Source organism: Shewanella sp. TC10, assembly GCF_009663145.1.
In the GTDB taxonomy this organism is placed as follows: Bacteria; Pseudomonadota; Gammaproteobacteria; order Enterobacterales; family Shewanellaceae; genus Shewanella.
In genome coordinates, this window is sequence record NZ_VKHR01000038.1 from 17,140 (window position 1) to 37,681 (window position 20,542).

Below are 20,542 nucleotides of genomic sequence, written 5' to 3' on the forward strand. Positions count from 1 at the left end.
AAAATTGCAGTATACTTATGCGCGTAATTTAAAGGTCAATAATTAAGGAATGGGTCAAGTGAATCCAATAGTAAAGAGTTTTGAGTATGGTCAACATACCGTCACCTTAGAAACAGGTGTTATTGCACGTCAAGCAGACGCTGCAGTTTTAGCGAGCATGGGCGATACAACTGTATTAGTTACAGTTGTTGGTAAAAAAGCAGCTGATCCTAGCCGTGACTTTTTCCCATTAACAGTTAACTACCAAGAAAAGACCTACGCAGCAGGTAAAATCCCTGGTGGTTTCTTCAAGCGTGAAGGCCGTCCTTCTGAAGATGAAACACTGATTGCTCGTTTAATCGACCGTCCAATTCGTCCTTTATTTCCTAACGGTTTTAAAAACGAAGTTCAAGTGATCATCACAGTTGTTTCTGTCGATCCTCAAATTGAACCTGACATGGTTGCAATGATTGGTACTTCAGCTGCACTATCTATTTCAGGTCTTCCATTTAATGGTCCTATCGGCGCAGCGCGCGTTGGTTACATTGATGGTGAATACTTATTAAACCCAACAGTTGATCAAGTTGCTGAAAGTGACCTTGATTTAGTTGTTGCTGGTACTGAATCAGCTGTTCTTATGGTTGAATCAGAAGCTAAATCATTAGCTGAAGAAATCATGCTAGGAGCTGTGACTTATGGTCATGATCAACAACAAGTTGTTGTTCAAGCAATTGCTGAATTTAAAGCAGAAGCTGGTAAGCCAGCATGGGATTGGACTGCTCCAGTTCAAGACCAAGATTTAGTTGCTCAAATTAAAGAGCTAGCTGAAGAAGGCATGACTGCTGCTTATCAAATCGAAGTTAAGCAAGACCGTTACGCTCAAGTTGGTGTTGTTAAAGCAGCGGCTAAAGAAGCATTGATTGCTAACAACCCAGATGTTGATACTCGCGAAGTGGATGGTTTACTTGGCAGCCTTGAGAAGAAAGTTGTTCGTAGCCGTATCATCAGTGGCAAGCCACGTATCGATGGTCGTGAACCTGATATGATCCGTGCTCTAAATGTACTAGCTGGCGTACTTCCACGTACTCACGGTAGTTCATTGTTCACTCGTGGTGAAACCCAAGCGCTAGTAACTTGTACTTTAGGTACAGAACGTGATGCACAAAAGATTGATAGCATCATGGGCGAGCGTACTAATCGCTTTATGCTTCATTATAACTTCCCTCCTTACTCTGTTGGTGAAACAGGTATGGTTGGTTCACCTAAGCGTCGTGAAATCGGCCATGGTAAGTTAGCTTGGCGTGGTATGGCTGCTGTAATGCCATCTGCTGAAGAATTCCCGTACAGTGTTCGTGTTGTTTCTGAAATCACTGAATCAAACGGTTCAAGCTCTATGGCTTCTGTTTGTGGTACTTCATTAGCATTAATGGATGCAGGTGTACCAATCAAGACTTCAGTTGCAGGTATTGCAATGGGTCTAGTTAAAGAAGGCGACGACTTCGTTGTTCTTTCTGATATCTTAGGTGATGAAGATCATTTAGGTGACATGGACTTTAAAGTTGCAGGTACTCGTGACGGTATTACTGCTCTTCAGATGGATATCAAGATTGAAGGTATCACTAAAGAGATTATGGATATCGCACTGCAACAAGCATACGGCGCACGTGTTCATATTCTAAACGTAATGGACCAAGCAATTGCTGGCCCACGTGAAGATATTTCTGACCACGCTCCACGTATTACAACTATCAAGATTAATCCTGAGAAAATCCGTGATGTTATTGGTAAAGGCGGCGCAACAATTCGTGCTCTTACCGAAGAAACGGGTACTACTATCGAACTTGATGACAATGGTGTGGTTAAGATTGCATCTTCAAATGGCGAAGCAACGAAAGAAGCTATCCGTCGTATCGAAGAAATCACTGCTGAAGTTGAAGTAGGTCGTATCTACAAGGGTAAAGTTATCCGTATCGTTGATTTCGGTGCGTTCGTTAACATCCTTCCTGGTAAAGATGGCTTAGTTCATATTTCACAAATCAGTGAAGAACGTGTTGCTAACGTATCTGATCATCTTGAAATGAATCAAGAAGTCGACGTTAAAGTGATGGAAGTTGACCGTCAAGGTCGTGTAAGACTTTCTATCAAAGAAGCTAACGCTAAAGAAGAAACTGCTGCAGAATAATTTCTGACAATAATTTCTGACAATAATTTCTGATTGAATAAAGGAGATCTTCGGCTCTCCTTTTTTGTGCCTAAAATTTATAGTTAAAGTGTTAATTCTCGCTTTTAGACATGTAATTGAACTCTTCTTTATGTTCGGTAGTCAGATTGTTGAATCTGAATTAATAGGCTATCTGACTTTCAAGTCGATAAACTTCTTTTAGAATAGTATTTGTAAATGAAAAATTATTTGTATCTCCATAGCCCTAATGGGGATTGGTTGTTATGATGCAAAGTAATTATAGAACCTGATAAGGTATTTAAATGGAACAGAAATTACGTACCACAGCCGTCGCATTATGTGTGGGTGCCAGTTTGTTATTGTCAGGTTGTGCTTCTTTATCAGGTGGTGCAGATAGTGCCGTAGCCGGAAAAGTGATGGTCGCGCCAAATGTACCTGACTATAAATTAGAAGTGACCTTGGCAAAGCTAAATGAAATTCTGGGTACAATGGAATTGACTTCAGAGCAGCGTGCTCGCTTTCATTATGATCGGGGTGTGATTTATGACAGTGTAGGTTTGCGCTTACTTGCTCGAATCGATTTTCATCAAGCTATCAAGTTGCAGCCAAACCTTGCCGATGCTTACAATTTCTTAGGGATCTATTATACCCAAGAAGGTGAATTTGAAAGCGCATATGAATCCTTTGACGGTGTTTTAGAGTTATCTCCTGAATATGATTATGCGTATTTAAACCGTGGTATAGCATTATATTATGGTGAGCGTTACGAGCTCGCAGCCCAAGATATGCAGGACTTTTTACGCAAAGAGCCTTCTGATGGTTACCGTGCACTGTGGCTGTATTTAGTTGATTCTCCAAGAAGTGCTGAAAATGCGCAATTAGCTTTGCTAGAAAATAGAAAGTCACTCAATGAGCAAGCTTGGTCGACAGTATTAGTGGATTACTATTTAGGTACATTGACTAAAGAACAGGTTTTTGAGGCAGCAAAAGAGAACTTATCTCAACCTAAAGAATACTCAGAGCGATTATGTGAAACCTACTTTTACTTAGCTAAAAAAGCAGTTGAGAAACAGGATTATGAGTTAGCGATTGATTATTATCGATTAACGCTAGCAACTAACATTTATGATTTCGTTGAACATCGCTATGCACGTATAGAGCTTGCAAAAGCACAACAAAAGCTTGTTGAGCAGGAAGTTAAGCAGCCTTAATTATATTCGCTAGGTCTAATGTAATAGCTTCAAAAATAAAGCTAGCCTCTATCCAGAGGCTAGCTTTTTTATTTTATGTAATCTAATAGTGCCAAAAGTATGATCATACTTTATAGGCAAAGTATGATCATACTTCATCCCCTTCACTTACCAGTTGTCATACTTCCATTCATTATTTTAATGCCAAACTTACAGTTAAGTTTGCATTTACCTTCTCTTATTCTGAATTTCTAAAACGATTATTAATCGTTGCTGTCAGCATAAGAAGCTAATAATCAGTATTTTATGGATTTTACTTTGCCTTAGTAATAAGTAAGAAACTAAAAACTGAACTATTAGTTAAATTTTGAAAGATACATTTTCCTTGCTCTTAGAAATAAAATTTTAGCAGTAAAAGAATGAGACTGAAAAGTTTGCCAACAAGTGTGTTGAATACTTCATACCTTAAATCAGACTTAAGGTTGGATTTTCTATATTAAAATTCTCACAAGTTATTTACAAAGCTTGTTAATGACAAATTGAAGGACTATTAAGTTCTAGATGAGTTAAACGTGATGTTTCTACAGCTTATAAGTTAGAGGTAAAAATGGAAAGGTGTGATAAAGCGGTAATCTGTTTTTTAATCGCATTTCTTACATCTTTAACTAACGTTTACGCTAACGACTCTTTAACTTTAAGCATGAGCGGTGTAATTGAAGAACGTTGTGTCGTTGGAATTGTAGATTCAATTCCCTTTGATTTTAGTGTTGAGCTATCTCACACAGCGAATCTATCAATTGAATGTAATTTACCTATGCTCATAGCATTACGCTCTGATTATGGCGGACTGGAGTTAATAGACGGTTCAGTTGAAACAAGCTTAGTGGCTGAATACCAAGTTGAACTTAATATCGACTCTTTAAATTTTTCATTGAAACAAAAGTCTAAAGAGCTAATAGATGAACAAAGATTTATCACCGGAGCAGATATTCCATTTAATACATCTGGAATGATCAAAGTGAGTTTATTTGAGCCATTGAAGTTTGCAGGTGAATATCAAGATACATTGCATATTGATGTATATCCGAATTTCGTTAATAGCGGAATATAAGAATTCTTCTAATGAAGAGAAGAAAACCACCGATTTGTTGGTGAGAACAAATCGGTGTAGTAAAAAACCAATCTGAATATTAAAAAGGAGTTTTACCATGAAAAAGTATACTTTAGCAGCAGCTGCTGTAGCAACTTTATTTGTAGGTTCAGCAAGCGCAGTAGAAGTTAACCTTAGCGGCAACATTCAAGAAGTCTGTGAAGCGAGCGCTACAACTACAGCACTTAATGATATGTCAACTACTACAATACCAGGCTTTTCTTTTGTATGTAATGACCGTGATGGTGCGACAGTTACGATTACAAGTGCTGAAGGTGGATTACAAGGAATTGACTCAGAAGATTTAGTTATCCCTTATGTAGCGACACTTTCTGTAGGTGGTTTTGGTGACATAATCTTGGATTTAACATCAGGTGGTAACACCGGTACTAATGATGCTTCCGAATCTCGTGATTTTACTGGTGCACAGCTAATTGATGGCGCAAATGCCACATTGGAGATTAACTTTGGTGCGCTAACTACAGGTACTGGTGCATGGGCTGGTGCATATTATGATCAGTTAACAATTCAAATCTCAGCTATTTAAGACTTTAACAACTTATGCGGGAGAACATCTCCCGCATTATTACGGAATAAAACTTATGGAAAAGTTATTAAATAAACAGTTAATATTCAGTATATTCATTCTCTTTACTTCTTTGTTTCTTATCAATCCTTACGCGCTTGCTTATCAGGTTCAGCCTATGTCTGCTGAAATTAAACCTGTTGGAAAGCAATCACAGTATTCTCTTAGAGTTGATAATACTGATTCATTTCCTGTTTCATTAGAATTTATTCCATGGCTCGTCACTCAAGATGAGTTTGGTAAAAACACCTTATCTCCTGCAGATAATGATTTACTCGTTATACCTATGACAGCGGTTGTTCAGCCAGGAAAGTCACAAACTATTATGGTTCGTTACTTAGGTGAGCCTATGATAGAACAATCACAAACTTATTCTATTGAGATTAACCAAGTTACTGTTGCGATGGAAGATGTTTCAGCGTCTGAACTTGGGATCGCATTTAACTTTAAAACGATGCTGAATGTTACGCCTGATGATTCAAAGGCTGAGTTAAACGCAAAGTCTTTTCAATCTTACGGAGATACCTGGAACATTGAAGTTGTCAATAGTGGTAACCGCTTTGCAAAAATTACTGAAATGGAGTGGGTCGTTTCAGATGGTAACCATTCAGTGACGTTAGATCGCGATAATATTAAGGACTTTGTTGTAGGCAAGATGGTGATGCCTAATGCGTCTCGAATTTTTACAGTCAGTCAAATAGATAAAATTGATATGGCTAATGCCAGCGTAAAAATTAAATGGTTACAACAGTAATTGTAATCTCAAACATTTCAAAAATAGGTCATTGATCTAGATAACACAAGAGCAGTAATAATGAACCCTAAACGGAGTGATGAGATGATTAACCTTAATACGTTTTCCACCTCAATCACTTTTTTATGCCTGGTGATATCACTGTTTATGACGAGTCACTCATTCGCATTAGAAATATCCCCACTGACACTTGAGTTAAAGTCAGACTCCAGGCCTCAATATCAAAAAATTTTTGTTAGAAACCCTTCAAATAAGACGGTTCCTGTTGAAATAAATTTAAACAAAATTGTATTTAATCCTGCTTCAACAGGTAATTCCTTTTCTCTGTTAGCTGTAGAAAATGATAGTGAATTATTGGTTTTTCCTCCTGCATTAGTATTAGAGCCAGGAGAAGTAAAGTCAGTAAGAGTTCAATGGATAGGGACACATGCTGTGAAGCAGTCAGTAAGTTATTTCGTGCGTTTTAGTCAACCGAGTTTATCGCTGCCTATGTCAGAGGATAATTCTCAGGAAAATATGCAAAGTGGAGTTCAGGTTTTTGTGCATTTCAATGCGGTTGTTCATTTGAGTGCGAAAGATTTGTTAGCTGATTTAACCGTTGTTGAAGGTTCAATAGAGTTCAATGAACAAGAACACAAGCTAGCTTTTGATGTGAAAAATAATGGTCAGCGCTACAGTTATTTAAAACCATACCATTTAGCAGTAGTAAACTCAGATGGCTCGACTACTCCATTATTAAATGAAGCCGCTTTTAGCCAGTTAGGGGATATATTCTTTCCTCCTCAAATGATTAAAAAGGTATCTATTCCCTATGAAAAATTATGGGTTCAAGGTACTAAACTCAAAATCAATAATTCACAAAGAGATTAGGAATGTTTAAGTCATCCGTTATCTCAATTTTAATCATGTTGCTTTGTTTATTAACTACATCAGTTATAGGCTCTGAAATAATAAACCCCACAGGTCGAGATATTACCTTAACGAGTTTATTAAGGTTGCATGATACTGTGATTGGTGAAGTTGAAGTGACTATAACCAAAGAACAGCTCATTTTAATGCCTGCAGAAGCAACAATCACATTGCTTAATGCAACTTTATCGGATGAGGTTCTGAGTTCACTGTCTGAGCAACAGTTAGATGGCATGATTAGCCAAGCTATGTTTACCAAGCTAAATATAGGGTTGAGCTTTGAAATGTCTTCGCTGGAGTTAGTGCTTGATGCAAACTCTGAAGATTTAAAAGTAGGGCAAATTGATTTTGGAGATAAACCAACACAACGTTCATTTTTAACGCCCTCCTTATTCAGCGGCTATATTAATTTATCCGCTGGAGCTTCAAGACTTGAGAATAACACTCCCGAGAATGATGTGGGTGTGCAGTATAGTCATACACTCGATGCTGGCTTCAATTATGAACGTGCAGTATTAGAATATGAGTCTATTTATAATGATTATCAAAGCCAAAAAGGACTATATTCAAGGCAAGGAACCCGAATTAATTATGATTTTCCTGAGCAAGGAACCAGACTAACCATCGGGGATTTCTATTCCAGTGGTGCAACTTTTCAAGATGGGGGCGACATACTTGGGATAGGGATTGCTAGGGACTTTTCTCTTATTCCAACCAAAAATGTCAGACCGACAGCAGCAAGACAATTCACCCTTCAACGTGCGTCTACTGTAGATCTACTGGTTGATGGTGTTGTGGTACGGCGATTAACCCTGGGCGCAGGTTCTTACAACTTACAAGATATTCCTTTAGCTGAAGGAGTCAGTGACTTAGAACTCATCATTACGGATGCATCAGGAAAAGAAGAAAGGATCAGTTTTTCTATCGCTACAGGGATGGATTTATTAAAAGAAGGTGAGTTTGAATATAATTTTAATGGCGGTATAAAAAGTAATATTAGTGATGCTGAACCAGAATATGAACGAGAAAAATACCTTATTAATGGTGAATTAGAGTACGGGATAACACCAGCTTTTACATTAGGTGGTAACTTTCAGGTTGGGGATAATAGTTACCAATTAGGCCATAGGAGTTTATTTGCTACAGGTATTGGCATTTTTGATATTAAAACAACTTACAGTTATCAGGATGTGTTAGGTAAAGGGCTTGCTGCAAGTGTTGGATATGACTTAATTGGTGGTGCAAGTACCGACAGTACTTTTGAGTTTAGTATTTATTACGATTATTACTCTCAATATTTCATTGGTGCGAGGAATGATATTCTGGTTACACCAGAAGCCCCAATTAACGCTAATCAACATTTTTTGTCCAGCCGTATTAATTATACTTTTAACCCGTTTTTAAAAGTTTCACTCACTGGCAATTATGTTCATGCTTACGATGACGCACAACGCTACTGGACTTTGAGTCCTTCATTATCTGGTTCTATCTTTGATACAGGTGCGACTTGGAGTGCACGAGTTACCCACAAAGAGTTTTTAGATGATAGTAGTGAATTCTCAGGGTTACTGACCTTGAGTTGGCCATTTGGTAGTGAGTCTAGGGTTATTTCAAGCTATAAAACCGATAACAAAGAAATTAGTTCAGAATATTCTTACCGTAAAAATGTAGGTAACAGTGGCGGAATTTCTATGTTTGCTGGGGCTACTCACTCCGAAACTAATGATATTGATGGTGATGTCGGTATTGATTACGATGCTAATCGCTTTACCTTGCGGGCTCAACATGTCAGCCGTTATAGCGATTTCTCAGAAGATACCAATAATCATGTTACTCAAGCTAAGCTCGCTACAGGTATTGCGTTCTCAGGCGGTCAACTAGCTTTTGGTCGCCCAGTTAGAGAAAGTTTTGCAGTGATAAAGCAGCATAAAAGCATTGAAGATAACCGAACAGAAATTTCTCCTTCTTCAATGGGGGCTAGAGCATATAGTGATGGGCTAGGCCCAATACTTATCCCAGATCTTGCTGCATACAGTGAACAAGTTATCTCTTATGAGGTTGAAGATTTACCTGCAGGGTATGATTTAGGAGCGGGTGTTTTTCCTGTCTATCCAGGCAATGGTCAAGGTTACAACTTACAAATTGGTTCAGAGGCAGCAATTACCTTGATGGGGACACTGCTTGATAAAGAAACTCAGCAACCGATTACATTAGTCGCAGGAAAAGCGACTTTAGTCGGGCGTGATGATCTTGAACCATTACAGTTTTTTACGAATAGAACTGGTCGTTTTGCTATTTCTGGTGTAAGGCCTGGCACATATAAAATTAAATTAAATACGCCTACACCACGATACTTCGAACTGGTTATTGATGAAGATAGCAGCGCGTTATTGCGCTTAGGGAAGCTCTATGTCGATTAAGCAATTTAAACATTTTAATCTGTTATTGGTGTGTTTTGCATATCTATGTTGTCCGGTCGCGGCTTTAGCATGCACTGCGAAGATTCAATCATTAGACCTTCAAGCTGGAAGTTATGATGATTACGATGTTTTTACTTCAGAAGCATATGGGTTAACTCAACAATATGAAGCCAAGGTGCTTTTTTCAGATGTTGTAGAAGGGGAGGAGTGTCTGTTTTATTTTTCGGCATCTACTTTTGATTCAACAGCTAAATTAACTTCCTCAAAGAATGAAAGTTTATTTTTTGAGCCAGTTCCTCAGTCATTAGACAGTGGTGTTCAAAATAATCGATGGTTTGGTAAAGTGTCACCAGCAAGTGACCGCTTCAGATTTCAATTACGCTTTCCAAGTCATCAATTTGGTACATATGGTGACTATGACGCATTATTGGAAGTCAAACTTCATCAATTACCTGACGGTGGCCAGGTGATCGATGAACTGCAACAGTTGATAGTCGCTTCTATTGAGCAGGCTGCACAAGTGAGCTTTTATGGCGTATCAGATAACACCTATCATCTTGATCTTGGTTATTTATCAACAGGGAAAGTAATCAATGCTTCACCTAATTTATTTGTTAAAAGTACGACTAACTATTCTTTATCTTTTGAATCTATGAATAAGGGCGTCTTGAAACATCAAAATCAACAAAGCCAATGGGATATTGATTATCAGCTTACATTGAACAATATTGAGATAGATTTATCTCATAATGAAAATCAATTTTATGCTAACTCAGCAACGGTAAGCCAAGGTGAACGTCTACCTCTGAAAATTGTCATTGGTGAGACCGAAGATAAATTAGGTGGTATATATACTGATGAAATACATATATATATTAGTCCTGGCGGTTTTGCAGAATAAAAAATACTTATTGTACTTACTGTAAGTTCTCTTTGACCCAACTCATTGCTTGCAGTCTATTTTTTACATCAATTTTTTTAAAGACTTTATATAAATGAGATTTCACAGTATGTTCGCTTACGAAAAGAATATCAGCTATTTCAATGTTGGATTTGCAAGTCGGTAGTAATGCCAATACATCAAGCTCTCGAGATGTGAGTGCCGTTGTTGGTTGTGCGGATGGTTTAAAATCAGTTCTATAGTGTTGCAAAAGCTCTGTCATGACACTGCGTGGCAACCAGTATTCTCCATTGAGAATTTTTTCCATACCAATAATAAACTCTTTAAGAGGGGTATTATTGGCAAAAACCCCACAGCAATTAGGCCATCTTAAGATTTTTTGTTTGTCATGGAAATCATCAGTATTGAGCAAAATTGTTGAAATGTTGCCAGTGTTAGAGGCTAGAATATTTTGCCAGTGAAGGGTTTCGTCTTCATCTAAGTTATTGACATCAATTAATAACAAGCTGTTTTCAGGGCACGATTGAGCCAAAAGCAATTCACATTTTGAGATACGAACTACTTGGTTAAGGTTATCTTTAATAAATTGGCTTAATATTCTATTTTGAATATTGTCGGAGCCCAGCAAGGTTAAGGTATAGATAGTCATAGTCTTAATTTTGTATTTCACTTAAGTATCATAGATTAGTCGAATGAGTCATATCCTCTATAAGTGTTAAATTACAAACAGAAGTTATATCCTCTAACCTAAGAGTGATTATAGTTGTTTTTTTGAGCTAAAAATATCTTAATTTAATTACATTGCCACGATACTTTGTGGAAAAAATAAATCTAGATAGACTTTGCTTATGTGAATTACGCTTTACCTAGCCAACTATCCTTGGAAAAGCTATAATTTGCGCCATTTTTATCATGCTAGGGCAAAGTAACTCATGTCAGCTCACACAGTCGAGGTCGATAAACGTCGTACCTTCGCGATTATTTCGCATCCAGATGCCGGTAAGACCACTATTACCGAAAAGGTTCTTTTATTCGGACAAGCTATTCAAACTGCAGGTACCGTTAAAGGCCGTGGCTCTAAGCAACATGCTAAGTCAGACTGGATGGAAATGGAGAAAGATCGTGGTATTTCTATCACGACTTCTGTCATGCAGTTCCCATACAGTGATTGTTTGGTCAACCTACTTGATACTCCGGGTCACGAAGATTTCTCAGAAGATACTTACCGTACCCTAACGGCTGTTGATTCATGTTTGATGGTCATTGATTCAGCTAAAGGTGTCGAAGACCGCACCCGTAAATTGATGGAAGTTACTCGTTTACGTGACACGCCTATTGTGACATTCATGAACAAATGTGACCGCGATATTCGCGATCCTATGGAAGTCATGGATGAAGTTGAGAATGAGTTAAAAATTGCCTGCGCGCCGATCACTTGGCCTATTGGTTGTGGTAAATCTTTTAAAGGAATTTATCACATTCACCGTGATGAAGCTGTGTTGTATCAGTCTGGTCAAGGTCACATGATTCAAGAGGTGCGTACCGTTAAAGGTATCGATAACCCTGACTTAGATGTTGCTATTGGCAGTGAGCTAGCTGAAATCTTACGTGAAGAACTAGAACTGGTCGTTGGTGCTTCTCACGAGTTTGATTTAGATGCGTTCTTAAGTGGTAAGTTGTCACCTGTTTACTTTGGTACAGCATTAGGTAACTTTGGTGTTGACCATGTATTAGATGGTTTAACCGAATGGGCACCGAAACCGCAGCCTCGTGCAACTGAAGCAAGAGAAATTCAAGCTGAAGATGAAAAGTTCAGTGGCTTTGTATTCAAAATTCAAGCGAACATGGATCCGAAACATCGTGACCGTGTTGCATTCATGCGCATCGTATCCGGTAAGTATCAAAAAGGCATGAAGATGCATCATGTTCGTGCCGGCAAAGATGTACGTATTTCAGATGCATTGACCTTTGTTGCTGGTGACCGCGAACAAGTTGAAGAAGCTTATCCTGGTGACATTATTGGTTTACATAACCATGGCACTATTCAAATTGGTGATACTTTCTCACAAGGTGAAAAGCTTAAGTTTACGGGTATTCCTAACTTTGCTCCGGAAATGTTCCGTCGTATTCGTTTAAAAGATCCGTTGAAGCAAAAGCAACTGCTTAAAGGTTTAGTTCAGTTAGCTGAAGAAGGCGCTGTGCAAGTCTTTAGACCACTTGATACTAACGATTTGATTGTTGGCGCTGTTGGTGTGTTGCAGTTTGAAGTGGTTGTAGGTCGCTTGAAGAGTGAGTATAACGTTGAAGCCATCTACGAAGGCATTAGCGTTTCTACTGCCCGTTGGGTTTACTGTAAGGATGAGCGAAAGTTAGAAGAGTTCCGCCGTAAATGTAGTGCAAACCTTGCACTCGATGGTGGAGATAACTTAACTTATATTGCGCCAACCATGGTAAACCTTAATTTATCAATGGAACGTTATCCTGACGTTGAGTTTGCCAAGACACGTGAGAACTAACAACTAGTTCAAATTCAGTGTTAATCTTAAAGGCGGGTAACCGCCTTTTTTATTGCCTGAATTTTGTATTTAATTGTTTTTTTATTGTGCTGTTAACCGTTTTATTCATAAGGGAGAGGTTATGTGGCAGGTGTTGAATAAATGCATCATAGCGCCTTGGAATGTTTATATACCCATGTTACCTCAAGATGCTTTGTCATGCACAAGCTTGGATAACAATGCAAGGCGTAAGCTGAGGTAATTGTTATTCACTTTTCAAAGGTTAATATAGGGTGTGCGATAAAATGGGATTAATCTTGGAAAACAAAAGAAGCTGCGCCCCAAGGTTAGAAGAGCCTTCCCTAAGCAATTATTGTCTAGGTAACAGTAAAGCTCAGATAAATAGAGAGTCAGCTAATCAACACCCTGACAATTCAATTAATCTATCATCAGTTAGAAGCCAAGCTGCCGCTCACCTTATTGAAAGGGTAAAATATGATTGATACTCATGCTCATCTTGATTTAGAAGATTTTGATCATGATCGCAGTGCGCTGTTTATGCAAATGCATGAGCTAGGCATTACGAGTGCAATTATTCCTGGTATTAGTGAACATCAATGGCAAAGACAAATAGCTATAGCAACAGAGTTTAATTGTTATTTCGCGCTAGGGATCCACCCTTGGTATCTTCCTAAGAATATTGAAGACTCTTTAACGTTATTAGAACAAGCAATCATACAACAACGAGCTAATACAAGTTTTGTAGCGTTAGGTGAGTGTGGTTTAGATAAGTTGAAACCAGATTTTTCTATCCAAAAAGAGTTACTTTCAGGCCAGTTAAACCTAGCTAACCAGTTTAATCTTCCTGTCATATTACATGCTGTAAAATGTCATCAGGAGTTGTTTGAAATACTGCAGCAACATCCTAATCAAAGAGGAGGTGTTATCCATGGCTTTTATGGTGGACCTGAACTAGCACAGCGATACATTAACTTGGGTTATAAGCTTGGTATTGGTGGGTTATTAATGAACCCAAATGCTAAAAAGTTAAGAAAAACGATCACCGAAATTGATATTGAACATTTCTTAATTGAAACAGATTCTCCTAGCATGACTCCCTACAATGCTAACGAAAAACGAAATACACCACTTCATTTACCAAAGTTCGTCTCTGAGATCGCAAATTTACAGAAAAAAACTACTGTTTTTATATTAGAACAGCTGAATAAAAACGCCTCCCAACTGTTTGAGCTGTAATTCTTTTTTTATAAAACATACTTATTAAATAAAGTTAATGTTGCTTAAGATCCTGAAATTAAACTCTAAAAGTATGATCTAATCCACGATTTTCATCTGCTCCTCAGTTATAATCACTAACGGAAAATAGGTGAGTTAACAACAAATATACAAATCGTTAACATAATTAAGGGTGATGATTAATGGATATACTAATGAGTCTAGTAGGTGTGGTTACCATACTAGCAATCGGTTATGCACTATCAAATAATAGAAAAGCAATTAATGTACGTACAGTTGGTGGTGCTTTAGCTATCCAAGCGTTCTTTGCTGGCTTTGTTCTATATGTTCCAGTGGGTAAAGACATCTTAAAAGGTGTTTCAGATGCGGTATCTAGCGTTATTGGTTACGCACAAAGTGGTATTAACTTCTTATTCGGCGACTTAGCCCAATTCAAAGTTGGTTTCATTTTCGCAGTTAACGTTTTACCGGTTATCGTATTCTTCTCTTCTCTAATTGCAGTTCTATACTACTTAGGCATTATGCAGTGGATCATCCGTATTATCGGTGGTGGTTTACAAAAAGCATTAGGCACAAGCCGTACTGAGTCTATGTCTGCTACAGCTAACATCTTCGTTGGTCAAACAGAAGCGCCTTTAGTTGTACGTCCATTTATTGCGACAATGACTAACTCTGAATTATTCGCAATCATGGTTGGTGGTCTTGCATCAATCGCGGGTTCAGTATTAGCGGGTTACGCGCAAATGGGCGTACCAATTGAGTACTTAGTTGCTGCATCATTCATGGCTGCTCCTGGTGGTCTGATGATGGCTAAACTAATGCATCCTGAAACTGAAGAAGCTAAGAACGAAATGTCTGAGCTTCCTGAAGATCCTGATAAGCCAGCTAACGTTTTAGACGCTGCTGCAGCAGGTGCTTCATCAGGTATGCACTTAGCACTTAACGTAGGTGCGATGTTAATCGCATTCGTTGGTCTAATTGCAATGATCAATGGCATCATCGGTGGTGTTACTGGTTGGTTTGGTCTTGAAGGCATTACTTTAGAATTAATTCTAGGTTACATCTTCATGCCTTTAGCATTCTTAATCGGTGTACCTTGGAACGAAGCACTCGTTGCTGGTTCATTCATCGGTCAAAAGATTGTTGTTAACGAATTCGTAGCATATCTTAACTTTGCTCCTTACTTACTTGACGCTTCTGCTGAAGGTTACCAGGTAGTAGCAGAGACTGGCATGATGATGACAGACAGAACCAAAGCGATTATCTCTTTCGCACTTTGTGGTTTTGCTAACTTATCTTCAATCGCGATTCTATTAGGTGGTTTAGGTGCTATGGCTCCTAACCGTCGTCATGACTTAGCTAGACTAGGTATCCGTGCTGTTATCGCCGGTTCACTAGCTAACTTAATGAGCGCAACTCTAGCTGGTTTATTCTTAGCGATTTAATCCTAAGATAACACTGTCTGAGAGTTGAAGGAGGGTTGTTATTACTGAGGTAATAATGACCCTTTTTTTTAGATTTTTATCGATTGTAATCAAAGTTTAATCTGTTTGCTTAGTTGTCTGGCATGTAGATTGCTGCTGTCTTTTGGTAGTGGTTTATATTGATTTAGATGAAAAATGCAGTTTATTAGACATAAAAGTTCTAAGTTGTTAGTGAAAAGTAGAGATATTGTTCACGTTTTGGGATTAAGTATTCGTATTTTTGCCAATTCTTATTGAGCTTTTATCTAATAGATGTACAATGCGAACGTTTAAAAAAAATCGCCACCCACGAAGGTGGTAATAAATATATCAATGGGGTTGATAATGAAAAACGTTAAAACTTTAGCTTTAGCTGCAACTACAGTTGCTGCAATGTCTGCACCTGCTATGGCTGCTGACAGAACTGATCTTCGTGCTGGTGATTACAGCTGGATGCAGTTCAATGCAATGTACGCAGTAAATGAACTTCCGCGTGATGGTTCTACTGATAATGGCCATGATTACTTAGAAATGGAATTTGGTGGTCGCGCTGGTATCGTTGATTTATACGGTTATGTCGATGTGTTTAATATCACAAACCGCGATTACGGTGATAAGAATAACGGCGCAAGCAAAATGTTCATGAAGTTTGCTCCTCGTTTCTCTTTAGACGCAATTACAGGTAAAGACTTATCATTTGGCCCTGTTCAAGAAGTTTACATCTCTACTCTATTTAACTGGGGTGGCGGCGCTATCCGTGGTACTGATGAGTTTGGTAATGAGACAAATGACGTAAACAACGCTTCAGTTGGTATCGGTGCTGACGTTATGGTTCCATGGTTAGGTAAAACTGGCATGAACTTATACGGCTTTTACGACTTGAACCTAAAAGAGTGGAATGGTTACCAATTCTCAGCTAACTGGTTTAAGCCAGTTATGAACTTTGATAATGGTTCTTTTGTATCATTCCAAGGTTACGTAGATTACCAATTCGGTGCTGATGAAAAGTACGGTAATGAATTTGTACCACAAACTACTAGTGGTGGTGCTGCATACTTCGGTCTGCACTGGCATTCAGATAACTACGCTGTAGGTTACGGTCTTAAAGCTTACCAAGACGTTTACTTACTTGAAGATGGCGGCGGAATCGTTGGCCTAGAAACTACAGGTTTCGCACATTACTTCACAGCTACTTACAAGTTCTAAAGTTAGCTTGTAAGCATTGGAGCCACATAAACGTGGCTCCAAATTTATTCTTAAATATCAAAAAAAACCTTAAAATATGTTAGTCTTTACTTAAGTACATAGAAAAATTTGTTAGAATGTATTTAAATAAATATTAACGTCCAAACCGTGGTTTATTTGAACTAATATTTGATGAGTTCGTCATATATGGTTCAACTTAAGAGTTTGGATTGATTTGCGCGCTAAAAGGGATTTTTCGCGGAATGGATGGGACAATGTCATTGTTTCACCTCTTCCGGTCTTCAAGGATTCAAGTCGTGGTACTCGTTATCATATTGAATACTTAGTTCAGTAACTTATGAATTAATTTACTGGCAATGTTCGAAGGCCCGGCCTCACAATTTATCTACTGCCAGCTTTACGCATTGCCAAAACAAGATTTTATTAGGTTTTTGTTTCGGAGAGCAAACATGAGTGATTTAAAAAAAGCAGCACAATTAGGTATCTCTTTAATGGATTTAACAACATTAAATGACGATGACACTGATCAAAAAGTGATTGATTTATGCCACAAGGCTAACACAGCTGCTGGCCATACTGCTGCAATCTGTATTTACCCTCGTTTTATTCCAATCGCTCGTAAAACATTAAATGAGCTGAATTGTGAAGATATCAAAATTGCTACAGTCACTAACTTCCCACACGGTAATGATGATATTGCGATTGCAGTATTAGAGACTCGTGCAGCTGTTGCTTATGGCGCTGATGAAGTTGATGTTGTATTCCCTTACCGTTCATTAATGGCTGGAAATGAATCTTTAGGTTTTGAGCTGGTTAAGGCGTGTAAAGAAGCCTGTGGCGATGACGCAATTCTAAAAGTGATTATCGAATCAGGTGAATTAAAAGATCCTGCGTTAATTCGTAAAGCGTCTGAATTGTCAATTGATGCAGGTGCTGACTTCATCAAAACATCTACTGGTAAAGTGCCAGTAAATGCAACACTTGAAGCAGCAGAAATTATGCTGACTGTTATCAGTGAGAAGAATCGCAATGTAGGCTTTAAGCCTGCTGGTGGCGTTCGTGATGCTGCTCAAACTGCTGAGTTCTTAGGTGTTGCTGAGCGTTTGCTTGGTGCTGATTGGATTAGCCCAGCGAGCTTTAGATTTGGTGCTTCAAGCTTACTAACAAGTTTATTGCACACACTTGAGCTTTCTGATGCTCCTCAAGGTGCACAGGGCTACTAATAAAGCGTGGCTGATTAAAGATTGCTAAATGATTTAGTATCATCATTAGTTAGTCAAACTTGTTTTAACGGTTTTAATTGATAGCATCAATCACCTTCGTATTCTTGTGATTGGTGCCATCTTGTAAAGGCAAAGTGTGTAAGCTGTACTCGATTAGAGTTTCACATGGTGCTGGAGGAAATAGTATGTTTCTCGCTCAAGAAATTATTCGTAAAAAACGTAATGGTGAAGCTCTCAGCAAAGCTGAAATACAATTTTTTGTAGATGGTATTACTCAAAATACTGTTTCAGAAGGTCAAATTGCCGCTTTCGGTATGGCTGTTTACTTTCAAGATATGAACATGGACGAACGTATTGCCTTAACCACAGGCATGCGCGATTCTGGCACGGTATTAAACTGGGATTCATTGTCATTAAATGGCCCTATCATCGATAAGCACAGTACTGGCGGTGTGGGTGATGTAATTAGTTTAATGCTTGGCCCAATGGCTGCTGCCTGTGGCGGTTATGTGCCGATGATTTCTGGTCGTGGTTTAGGTCACACTGGCGGCACACTAGATAAATTCGATGCAATTCCTGGTTACCAAACCGAACCATCTAGTGAATTATTCCGTAAAGTCGTTAAAGAAGCGGGTGTTGCCATTATTGGCCAAACAGGTGATCTTGTCCCTGCTGATAAACGCTTTTATTCAATTCGAGACAATACCGCTACGGTTGAGTCTATCTCGCTTATTACCGCTTCAATTCTTTCCAAAAAACTCGCTGCAGGGCTTGATGCTTTAGCGATGGATGTCAAAGTTGGTAGTGGAGCTTTCATGCCGACTTACGAAGCATCAGAAGAACTCGCTCGCAGTATTACTGCGGTAGCGAACGGTGCAGGTACTAAGACGACTGCCTTATTAACTGACATGAACCAAGTGCTGGCTTCCTGTGCTGGTAATGCAGTGGAAGTGCGTGAAGCGATTAACTTTTTAACGGGTCAATACCGTAATCCACGTCTTTATGAAGTTACGATGGGTTTATGTGCTGAAATGTTGGTGTTAGGCGGAATTGCCCAAAATGATGCTGAAGCACGTAATAAGTTAAATACCGTACTCGATAATGGTAAAGCTGCAGAAATCTTTGGACGTATGGTGTCAGGCTTAGGTGGTCCAGCTGATTTTGTTGAGTCATACGACAAGTATTTACCTCATTCGCAAATCATTCGCCCTGTGTATGCAACCGAACAAGGTTTTGCCCATAGTATGGATACTCGCGAATTAGGTTTAGCCGTTGTCACACTTGGTGGTGGACGCAGAAAGCCTGGTGATAAATTAGATTACAGCGTTGGCTTAACAGAGGTTTGTGCGTTAGGTGATCAGATTACACCTGATAAACCTATCGCTATGATACATGCACAATCTGAAGCGGCATTTGAAGAAGCTTCAGCGGCGGTACAAAAAGCGATTCACATTAAAGATTCAGCGCCAGAGACAACGCCTGAAGTTTATCGCTATATCCGCGCTTCAGATTTATAAGGGAGTGAGATTATGAAACGTACATTTATTATGATGTTGGATTCGTTCGGTGTAGGTGCTGCAACGGATGCTGATAAATTTGGTGATGTTGGTTCAGATACTTTTGGCCATATTGCTCAAGCATGTGCCGAAGGTAAAGCGGATATTGGTCGTCAAGGACCGCTAAAATTACCTAACTTGGCTAAGCTTGGTTTAGGCCATGCGGGTTTTGAAAGCACGGGTAAATTTGCTGATGCTTTCGGCGATAATGTAGACGTTATCGGCGCCTATGGTCATGCTGATGAATTAAGCTCTGGTAAAGATACTCCGAGTGGTCATTGGGAAATGGCGGGTGTACCTGTGCTTTACGAATGGGGCTACTTTTCTGATTTAACTAACTCATTCCCAAAAGAGTTAACCGATAAAATTCTTGCTCGTGCAGGTTTAACCGAATTTTTAGGTAATTGCCACGCATCAGGTACTGCAATACTTGAAGAGCTTGGTGAAGAACACATGCGTTCTGGTAAGCCAATTTTCTACACTTCTGCTGATTCGGTATTTCAAATTGCCTGTCATGAAGAAACTTTCGGCCTAGAAAACCTTTATCGTTTATGTGAAATCACTCGTGAAGAGTTAGAGCCTTATAACATTGGCCGTGTTATTGCACGTCCTTTTGTGGGCACTGGTCCTGAGGATTTCGCTAGAACAGGCAACCGTCATGATTATGCGGTATTACCTCCTGCGCCAACGGTATTAGATAAACTTAAAGATGCCGGTGGTGAAGTAGTGAGTATTGGTAAGATTGCCGATATTTATGCCAACAGCGGTATTACGCAAAAGTTTAAGGCAACTGGGCTTGAAGAGCTATTTGATGCCACGCTTGAACAAGTGAAGCGTGCAGGTGATAACACTATCGTGTTCACCAACTTTGTTGATTTTGACTCTCATTATGGCCATCGTCGTGATATCGCGGGTTATGCCAAAGCGTTAGAGTATTTTGACCAACGTTTGCCTGAGCTATTGGACTTGCTGAATCCTGAAGATTTGATTGTATTTACAGCGGACCATGGTTGTGATCCAAGCTGGCAGGGTACTGAGCATACTCGTGAGCGAGTGCCCGTGTTGGCATTAGGCGCTGGTTTAGCTGCAGGCTCTTTAGGTCGCCGTAATAGTTTTGCTGATATAGGTCAGTCAATTGCGAGTTACTTTGAGCTTGAGCCAATGGAATATGGTGAATCTTTCATTTAACAATGAACATTACTGTCTTCTAACAATATTATTGTTAATAAATATAGTAGAATCGGTTTGAGTAATTAAGGGGATGACTTAAT

16 protein-coding genes are annotated in these 20,542 nt (G+C 38.9%); 15 read left to right on the forward strand and 1 reads right to left on the reverse strand.

Going from position 1 to position 20,542, the window contains the following annotated elements:
• Positions 1-58: 58 nt before the first annotated feature.
• The 8 genes from pnp to FNZ24_RS13655 all read left to right on the forward strand — a co-directional run bounded on the left by pnp (position 59) and on the right by FNZ24_RS13655 (position 10,071).
• Entirely contained in the window at positions 59-2,161 is a 2,103-nt protein-coding gene (gene pnp, locus FNZ24_RS13620) for a polyribonucleotide nucleotidyltransferase (RefSeq protein WP_153915180.1), read from the forward strand.
• Between the two features lie 302 nt (positions 2,162-2,463).
• Positions 2,464-3,372 (forward strand): lipoprotein NlpI, encoded by a 909-nt coding sequence (gene nlpI / locus FNZ24_RS13625; RefSeq protein ID WP_153915182.1) that lies wholly within the window; start codon positions 2,464-2,466, stop codon positions 3,370-3,372.
• 586 nt (positions 3,373-3,958) lie between these two features.
• Positions 3,959-4,462, forward strand: a complete 504-nt coding sequence (locus FNZ24_RS13630) for a hypothetical protein (RefSeq protein ID WP_228768490.1) — start codon at positions 3,959-3,961, stop codon at positions 4,460-4,462.
• Positions 4,463-4,559: 97 nt separating this feature from the next.
• A complete protein-coding gene (locus tag FNZ24_RS13635) occupies positions 4,560-5,048 on the forward strand; it encodes a hypothetical protein (protein ID WP_153915186.1) in 489 nt (162 codons plus the stop codon).
• 55 nt (positions 5,049-5,103) lie between these two features.
• Positions 5,104-5,841, forward strand: a complete 738-nt coding sequence (locus FNZ24_RS13640; RefSeq protein WP_153915188.1) for a molecular chaperone — start codon at positions 5,104-5,106, stop codon at positions 5,839-5,841.
• A gap of 60 nt (positions 5,842-5,901) precedes the next feature.
• Positions 5,902-6,711 (forward strand): hypothetical protein, encoded by an 810-nt coding sequence (locus FNZ24_RS13645; protein WP_153915190.1) that lies wholly within the window; start codon positions 5,902-5,904, stop codon positions 6,709-6,711.
• A 2-nt stretch (positions 6,712-6,713) separates the two neighbouring features.
• On the forward strand, positions 6,714-9,170 hold the full coding sequence (locus FNZ24_RS13650) for a fimbria/pilus outer membrane usher protein (RefSeq protein WP_153915192.1): 2,457 nt from the start codon (positions 6,714-6,716) through the stop codon (positions 9,168-9,170).
• On the forward strand, positions 9,160-10,071 hold the full coding sequence (locus FNZ24_RS13655) for a hypothetical protein (protein WP_153915194.1): 912 nt from the start codon (positions 9,160-9,162) through the stop codon (positions 10,069-10,071). Before FNZ24_RS13650 ends, FNZ24_RS13655 begins: the two co-directional genes overlap by 11 nt.
• Positions 10,072-10,087: 16 nt before the next feature.
• On the opposite strand, the gene FNZ24_RS13660 is transcribed toward FNZ24_RS13655, so the two are convergent.
• Positions 10,088-10,741, reverse strand: coding sequence for a LuxR C-terminal-related transcriptional regulator (locus FNZ24_RS13660; protein WP_102526908.1), 654 nt, complete (start codon positions 10,739-10,741; stop codon positions 10,088-10,090).
• Positions 10,742-11,003: 262 nt separating this feature from the next.
• On the opposite strand from FNZ24_RS13660, the gene prfC reads away from it, so the two are divergent.
• From prfC to FNZ24_RS13695, 7 genes are all read left to right on the forward strand, one after another.
• Positions 11,004-12,587, forward strand: coding sequence for a peptide chain release factor 3 (gene prfC / locus FNZ24_RS13665; RefSeq protein WP_153915196.1), 1,584 nt, complete (start codon positions 11,004-11,006; stop codon positions 12,585-12,587).
• Between the two features lie 474 nt (positions 12,588-13,061).
• Positions 13,062-13,823, forward strand: a complete 762-nt coding sequence (locus tag FNZ24_RS13670) for a TatD family hydrolase (protein ID WP_153915198.1) — start codon at positions 13,062-13,064, stop codon at positions 13,821-13,823.
• A 182-nt stretch (positions 13,824-14,005) separates the two neighbouring features.
• Positions 14,006-15,268: a NupC/NupG family nucleoside CNT transporter gene (locus FNZ24_RS13675; RefSeq protein ID WP_153915200.1), complete on the forward strand. Its 1,263-nt coding sequence runs from the start codon at positions 14,006-14,008 to the stop codon at positions 15,266-15,268.
• A 363-nt stretch (positions 15,269-15,631) separates the two neighbouring features.
• Positions 15,632-16,492, forward strand: a complete 861-nt coding sequence (locus tag FNZ24_RS13680) for an outer membrane protein OmpK (RefSeq protein ID WP_153915201.1) — start codon at positions 15,632-15,634, stop codon at positions 16,490-16,492.
• Positions 16,493-16,941: 449 nt separating this feature from the next.
• Positions 16,942-17,715 (forward strand): deoxyribose-phosphate aldolase, encoded by a 774-nt coding sequence (gene deoC / locus FNZ24_RS13685; protein ID WP_153915203.1) that lies wholly within the window; start codon positions 16,942-16,944, stop codon positions 17,713-17,715.
• Between the two features lie 185 nt (positions 17,716-17,900).
• Positions 17,901-19,232, forward strand: a complete 1,332-nt coding sequence (deoA, locus tag FNZ24_RS13690; protein ID WP_153915205.1) for a thymidine phosphorylase — start codon at positions 17,901-17,903, stop codon at positions 19,230-19,232.
• A 12-nt stretch (positions 19,233-19,244) separates the two neighbouring features.
• Complete coding sequence (locus tag FNZ24_RS13695) at positions 19,245-20,459, forward strand: phosphopentomutase (RefSeq protein ID WP_153915207.1); 1,215 nt, start codon at positions 19,245-19,247, stop codon at positions 20,457-20,459.
• The last annotated feature ends 83 nt before the right edge of the window (positions 20,460-20,542 follow it).

Coding starts and splice junctions, on each gene's coding strand:
- FNZ24_RS13675 (WP_153915200.1), top strand. CDS start 14,006: ATGGATATACTAATGAGTCTAGTAGGTGTGGTTACCATACTAGCAATC.
- FNZ24_RS13640 (WP_153915188.1), top strand. CDS start 5,104: ATGGAAAAGTTATTAAATAAACAGTTAATATTCAGTATATTCATTCTC.
- nlpI (WP_153915182.1), top strand. CDS start 2,464: ATGGAACAGAAATTACGTACCACAGCCGTCGCATTATGTGTGGGTGCC.
- deoC (WP_153915203.1), top strand. CDS start 16,942: ATGAGTGATTTAAAAAAAGCAGCACAATTAGGTATCTCTTTAATGGAT.
- FNZ24_RS13670 (WP_153915198.1), top strand. CDS start 13,062: ATGATTGATACTCATGCTCATCTTGATTTAGAAGATTTTGATCATGAT.
- FNZ24_RS13695 (WP_153915207.1), top strand. CDS start 19,245: ATGAAACGTACATTTATTATGATGTTGGATTCGTTCGGTGTAGGTGCT.
- FNZ24_RS13635 (WP_153915186.1), top strand. CDS start 4,560: ATGAAAAAGTATACTTTAGCAGCAGCTGCTGTAGCAACTTTATTTGTA.
- FNZ24_RS13650 (WP_153915192.1), top strand. CDS start 6,714: ATGTTTAAGTCATCCGTTATCTCAATTTTAATCATGTTGCTTTGTTTA.
- prfC (WP_153915196.1), top strand. CDS start 11,004: ATGTCAGCTCACACAGTCGAGGTCGATAAACGTCGTACCTTCGCGATT.
- FNZ24_RS13655 (WP_153915194.1), top strand. CDS start 9,160: ATGTCGATTAAGCAATTTAAACATTTTAATCTGTTATTGGTGTGTTTT.
- FNZ24_RS13630 (WP_228768490.1), top strand. CDS start 3,959: ATGGAAAGGTGTGATAAAGCGGTAATCTGTTTTTTAATCGCATTTCTT.
- FNZ24_RS13645 (WP_153915190.1), top strand. CDS start 5,902: ATGAACCCTAAACGGAGTGATGAGATGATTAACCTTAATACGTTTTCC.
- FNZ24_RS13680 (WP_153915201.1), top strand. CDS start 15,632: ATGAAAAACGTTAAAACTTTAGCTTTAGCTGCAACTACAGTTGCTGCA.
- deoA (WP_153915205.1), top strand. CDS start 17,901: ATGTTTCTCGCTCAAGAAATTATTCGTAAAAAACGTAATGGTGAAGCT.